We start from the raw sequence: 5,261 nt of genomic DNA, 5'->3' as shown, positions 1-5,261 counted from the left end.
CCCGCTCCCGGGTGCTGCTGGGCGCGGTGCGCCCAGGGGCGTGCGATCAGAGGCGCTCGAGGATGAGCGCCATGCCCATGCCGCCGCCGACGCACATGGTGATCAGGCCGGTGGTCTTGTCGTGCCACTCCAGCGAGTTCAGCATCGTGTTCTGCAGGCGGGCGCCGGTCATGCCGAACGGGTGGCCGACCGCGATCGCGCCGCCGTTGACGTTGAGGCGGTCCAGGTCGATGCCGAGGTCCTGGTAGGACGGGACGACCTGGGCGGCGAAGGCCTCGTTGATCTCGACGAGGTCGATGTCGCCGATGCTCATGCCGGCGCTGGCCAGCGCCCGCTTGGACGCCTCGACCGGGCCGAGGCCCATGATCTCGGGGGAGAGGCCCGAGACGCCGGTGGACACGATCCGCGCGAGCGGCGTGAGGCCGAGCTCGGCGGCCTTGGTGTCGGACATGATGACGACCGCGGCCGCGCCGTCGTTGAGCGCGCAGCAGTTGCCGGCCGTGACGACGCCGTCGGGGCGGAAGACCGGCTGGAGGCCGGCGATGGCGTCGTAGGTGACGCCGGCGCGCGGGCCGTCGTCGGCCGAGACGACCGTGCCGTCGGGGGTGGTGACCGGGGTGATCTCGCGAGCCCAGAAGCCGTCGGCGATCGCCTTCTCGGCGAGGTTCTGCGAGCGGACCGCGAACTCGTCGAGCTCGCGGCGGTCCAGGCCGCGCAGGGTGGCGACGTTCTCGGCGGTCTGGCCCATCGCGATGTAGACGTCGGGCAGGACGCCGTCCTCGCGGGGGTCGTGCCAGGCGCCCGCGCCGTTGCCGGCCTCGGCGGTCGACTTCGTGCGGGCCTTGGCCTCCTCGAAGAGCGGGTTGTGGGTGTCGGGCCAGTGGTCGGAGGTGCCCTTGGCGAAGCGGGACACGGTCTCGACGCCGGCGGAGACGTAGACGTCGCCCTCGCCGGCCTTGATGGCGTGGAAGGCCATCCGCGTGGTCTGCACCGAGGAGGAGCAGTAGCGGGTGATGGTGGTGCCGGGCACCTCGTCGTAGCCGAGGAGGACGGGCACGTTGCGGCCCATGTTGTTGCCCGACTCGCCGCCGGGCAGGCCGACGCCGAGCAGGAAGTCGTCGATGGTGCGCGGGTCGAGCGCCGGGATCTTGTCGAGCGCGGCCTTCGTGATGAGGGCGGTGAGGTCGTCGGGGCGGAAGTCCTTGAGGGACCCCTTGTTGGCGCGACCGATCGGGCTGCGGGCGGCGGAGACGATGACTGCTTCGGGCATGGAGAGCAGGCTCCCTGTGACGGAGGAACGAGGACGCCTCACCCTAGCCGTCCGCCCCGAGCGCGAGAACAGGTTCCAGGCGTGCGAGCATCGCGGCGTGCGTCACGTCTACGAGTGCCCGCTGCGCTGGGCCGACATGGACCAGCTCGCCCACATCAACAACGTCCGCTACGCCGACTACCTCCAGGAGGCGCGGATCGACTTCCTGCGCGCGCTGGGGGTGCCGCCGGTGGCGGGGGAGGGCCTGGTCGTCGCACGTCAGCAGCTGCGCTTCCTGGCTCCGCTGGTCTTCCGCCCCGAGCCGGTGCGGATCTCGGTGCGGGTCACCGAGCTCCGGGCGGCGTCCTTCACCCTGGCGTACGAGGTGTACGACGCCACCCCCGACGGGCCGCGGGTCTACCTCACCGGCTCGACGGTGCTCACCCCCTACGTCTTCGACGCCGGACGTCCGCGCCGCCTCACCGAGGCCGAGCGCACCGCGCTGGGCCCGCATCTCGACGACGCCGCCGTCCCCGCGGGGCCGCTGGAGCTCCCGCCGATCCGCCGCGAGCCCCGCGACCACTACCCGGTGCACGTGCGCTTCTCCGACGTCGACTCCCTCGGCCACGTCAACAACGTGTCCTACGTGGAGTACCTCCAGGAGGCGCGGATCGCGGTCATCAGCCGGCTCTTCGGCGAGGTGCCCACCGGCCGCGGCCGCGGGGCCGTCGTCGTCGGCAGCATCGACGTCGAGTACCGCCGCCAGCTGCTCTCCCGACCGGAGCCCTACGACGCCTGGACCGGCGTCGTCGCCGTGGGGCGCACCTCGACGGTGCTCGGCACCGAGATCGTCGACCTCGCCAGCGGCGAGGTCGCGGCCCGCGGACGCGTCGTGCTGGTGTTCTTCGATCCCGAGACCCAGCGCTCGGCGGTGCCGCCGCCGGAGATCCACGCCGCCCTCGAGCGGGCGCTGGCCGACCAGCAGGTCTGAGCCGCAGGTCGGAGCCGGGCGTCAGTCGACGGTGTTGACCATGAACTGCGCGGCGTGGGTGACGTAGTCCCAGAACTGGGCGTCCTGCTCGGGCGGCAGGGCGACGTCGTCGAGCGCGGCGCGGAAGTGCGTCAGCCAGCGGTCGCGGGCCTCGCCGTCGACGCGGAAGGGCGCGTGCCGCATCCGCAGCCGCGGGTGGCCGCGCTGCTCGGAGTAGGTCGTCGGGCCGCCCCAGTACTGGGTGAGGAACAGCAGGAACCGCTCCTCGGCGGGGCCGAGGTCCTCCTCGGGGTACATCGGTCGCAGGACCTCGTCGGTGGCCACGCCCTCGTAGAAGCGCGCCACGATCCGCTGCAGGGTCGCGTGGCCGCCGATCTCCTCGTAGAACGTCACGTCGCCATCGTGCCGTACCGGCCTCGTCCATCGGTCGCGGGCCCCGGCGGCGTCGCTGGGCGCGCGTGCCAGACTCCGGCCGTACCCCCGATCACCCACCAGCACCAGGAGCGCCCATGCCCGTGACCCGCGTCGCCACCACCGACTGGGAAGGCACCCTCTTCGAGGGCGCCGGCCGCGTCACCTTCGACTCCTCCGGCCTCGGCACCTACGACGTCTCGTGGCCGGCCCGCTCGGAGGAGCCCGGCGGCAAGACCAGCCCCGAGGAGCTCATCGCCGCGGCCCACTCCGCCTGCTTCTCCATGGCCTTCTCCAACGGCCTGGCCAAGGCCGGCACCCCCGCCACCTCGCTGAAGACCTCCGCCGCCGTCGAGTTCACCCCCGGCACCGGCATCACCGGCATCGAGCTGACCGTCGTCGGCGTCGTCGAGGGCATCTCCGAGGACGACTTCGTCGCCGCCGCCCAGGCCGCCAAGGAGGGCTGCCCGGTCTCCCAGGCGCTCACCGGCACCACCATCACCCTGAAGGCGTCGCTGGCCTCCTGAGCCCGCCGCCTGGCTTGTAACGCGGAGTCCCGTGCACTTCCCACCGGAAATAACAGGGGGTCGGTGCACGGGACTCCGCGTTACATGCGTGCGGGGCCGGCCTCAGCGGGTCGGCTCGGGCCCGAAGGCGAGGCGCTGGGGGTAGGGCATCTCGATGCCCTCGTGGTCGAAGCGGGCCTTGACGCGCTGGCGCAGGGCACGGGCGACGCCCCACTGCTCCATGGGCGCGGTCTTCACCAGGACGCGCAGGTGGATGCCGTCGATGGCCAGGCTCTCGACGCCGGTGACCTCGGGCTCCTCGACGATGACGCCGCGGTAGTCGTCGTCCTCCCACAGGTCGTGGGCGACCTCCTGCAGCACGGTCGTGACGCGGGCGAGGTCCTCGCCGTAGCCGACCGCGACGTCGACGACGGCGCGCGACCAGTTCTGGCTCATGTTGCCCACGCGCATGATCTCGCCGTTGGGGACGTACCAGACCGTGCCGTTGAGGTCGCGCACCCGCGTGACGCGCAGCGTGACGGCCTCGACGGTGCCGCTGGCCTCGCCGATGTCGACGACGTCGCCGACGCCGTACTGGTCCTCGAAGATCATGAAGACGCCGGAGAGGAAGTCCTTCACCAGCGACTGCGCGCCGAAGCCGAGGGCCACGCCGAGGATGCCGGCGCTGGCGATGATCGGCGCGATGTCGACGCCGAGCTCGCTGAGCATCATCGTGCCGACGACCGCGACGATCACGCCGGTGACGATGCTCTTGAGCAGGTCGCCCATCGTCTTGGCGCGCTGCACCCGGCGGGTGACCTGCACGGGGTCCAGCGGCAGCCCGGCGGCCTCGCGGGTCGCGCGCCGGCGCGCGGCGATCCGCTTGTTGACGCGGTCGGGGAGCACGCCGTCCTCGGCCTGCTCGACGAGCTGGTCGACCATGCGGTGCAGGACCCACCGCAGCACCAGGCCCAGCAGCAGCAGGCCCAGCAGCGAGGCCCCCTTGTCGACGACGGCGTTGACGACGTCTCCGAGCGCGTCGTCGCGATTCCAGTTCCAGGGCACGGCTTCGGACATGCGCCCCACCCTCACAGATCGACGACGGCATTTCACGTCGGTCCCTCGCCCTCCCGCGTGGCTGGGGCGCAGGACGGCGGAGGGTGGTGGCCGGGCATGTCGGACGTCACGTCCCATGCGCCCGGCCCGGGCGCGAGCACGCGCGCCCAGGCGATACCCTGGGACCCGTGACCAGCACCGCCTCGTCCCCGGCCAGCCGCCTGATCCGTCGTCTCTCGACCCTCGTCGTCCTCGCCGCGGGCGTGGGCCTCGCGCTCGCGGCGCCGGCCTCCGCCGACGTGCCCGAGGGCTGGTCGGACCCCGCCGGGGTCGACCCCTTCCACGCCGCGCTCGTCGTCGCCGGCATCCCGCTCGGTCTCGCGGTGCTCTTCGCCGCGATCATCTACCTGCCGCCGCTGCTGCGCGGCGAGTCGGTGGCCCCGGGCGCCCCGCAGATCGAGAACCAGTGGCTCGGCGGTCCGCGCAAGAGCGCGGGCGAGCTGGCCGCCCCCGACGGCGAGGAGTCGCAGGCGGGTGGCGCAAGTGCCCGCTGGTGACGTCTTCACCGCCACCGAGCGCTCCTCGCTCGACGAGGCGATCCGCCAGGCCGAGCGCCTCTCGCGGGTCGAGTTCTCGGTGTTCGTCGGCACCGCCGACGGCGAGCCGCGCCCGTTCGCGACGCAGCTGCACAACACGCTGGTGGCCCCGAGCCGCAGCATCCTGATCATGGTCGACGTCGAGCACCGCGCGCTCGAGGTCGTCACCGGCGGCTTCGTCCGCCGCACCCTCACCGACGCGCAGGTCGAGCTGTGCGTCGTCGCCATGCAGACCGCCTTCGCCGAGGGCGACCTCGTCGGCGGCCTGCGCCGCGGCATCCTCATGCTCGCCGAGCACGCGCGTCCGCCGCGCACCCTGCACGCCGGCGCCTGAGGCTCCACTCCGGCGCGACCGCCCTCGGCGTCCGGTCGGCGCCGTCGCTGTTCCCTGCGCTCCCGACGCGTCGATGACACTCGAGCGCACCGTCGCAGCACGCACCAGGGCCCGGCGA

7 protein-coding genes are annotated in these 5,261 nt (G+C 72.8%); 4 read left to right on the top strand and 3 right to left on the bottom strand.

The genetic code is table 11. The features are described 5' to 3' along the window. Positions 1-46 precede the first annotated feature (46 nt). On the bottom strand, positions 47-1,270 hold the full coding sequence (locus ACZDWJ_RS02495) for an acetyl-CoA C-acetyltransferase (protein WP_463519334.1): 1,224 nt from the start codon (positions 1,268-1,270) through the stop codon (positions 47-49). 97 nt (positions 1,271-1,367) lie between these two features. Between ACZDWJ_RS02495 and ACZDWJ_RS02490 the strand changes: the two genes are divergently transcribed. Beyond that, the gene (locus tag ACZDWJ_RS02490; RefSeq protein WP_463519333.1) at positions 1,368-2,240 is read left to right on the top strand and encodes an acyl-CoA thioesterase; all 873 of its coding nucleotides are present in this window, start codon (positions 1,368-1,370) and stop codon (positions 2,238-2,240) included. 21 nt (positions 2,241-2,261) lie between these two features. Here the strand turns inward: ACZDWJ_RS02490 and ACZDWJ_RS02485 are convergent, their stop codons facing one another. After that, positions 2,262-2,633, bottom strand: a complete 372-nt coding sequence (locus ACZDWJ_RS02485) for a globin (RefSeq protein WP_463519332.1) — start codon at positions 2,631-2,633, stop codon at positions 2,262-2,264. A gap of 116 nt (positions 2,634-2,749) precedes the next feature. Between ACZDWJ_RS02485 and ACZDWJ_RS02480 the strand changes: the two genes are divergently transcribed. Then, complete coding sequence (locus ACZDWJ_RS02480; RefSeq protein ID WP_463519331.1) at positions 2,750-3,178, top strand: OsmC family peroxiredoxin; 429 nt, start codon at positions 2,750-2,752, stop codon at positions 3,176-3,178. Between the two features lie 102 nt (positions 3,179-3,280). Here the strand turns inward: ACZDWJ_RS02480 and ACZDWJ_RS02475 are convergent, their stop codons facing one another. Continuing rightward, complete coding sequence (locus tag ACZDWJ_RS02475; protein WP_463519330.1) at positions 3,281-4,234, bottom strand: mechanosensitive ion channel family protein; 954 nt, start codon at positions 4,232-4,234, stop codon at positions 3,281-3,283. 167 nt (positions 4,235-4,401) lie between these two features. On the opposite strand from ACZDWJ_RS02475, the gene ACZDWJ_RS02470 reads away from it, so the two are divergent. Beyond that, complete coding sequence (locus tag ACZDWJ_RS02470) at positions 4,402-4,770, top strand: hypothetical protein (RefSeq protein WP_463519329.1); 369 nt, start codon at positions 4,402-4,404, stop codon at positions 4,768-4,770. Further along, entirely contained in the window at positions 4,748-5,143 is a 396-nt protein-coding gene (locus ACZDWJ_RS02465) for a DUF5130 family protein (RefSeq protein WP_463519328.1), read from the top strand. The genes ACZDWJ_RS02470 and ACZDWJ_RS02465 overlap by 23 nt, the downstream gene beginning before the upstream one ends. Positions 5,144-5,261 lie beyond the last annotated feature (118 nt).

It is taken from the genome of Nocardioides sp. B129/18, assembly GCF_055282735.1.
Note: the sequence above shows the minus strand (reverse complement) of the source record. Positions and strands in the feature narration are given on the sequence as shown.

Excerpts from the sequence above, each read along its gene's own strand:
- ACZDWJ_RS02495 (WP_463519334.1), bottom strand. The coding sequence starts at position 1,270 with ATGCCCGAAGCAGTCATCGTCTCCGCCGCCCGCAGCCCGATCGGTCGC.
- ACZDWJ_RS02480 (WP_463519331.1), top strand. The coding sequence starts at position 2,750 with ATGCCCGTGACCCGCGTCGCCACCACCGACTGGGAAGGCACCCTCTTC.
- ACZDWJ_RS02475 (WP_463519330.1), bottom strand. The coding sequence starts at position 4,234 with ATGTCCGAAGCCGTGCCCTGGAACTGGAATCGCGACGACGCGCTCGGA.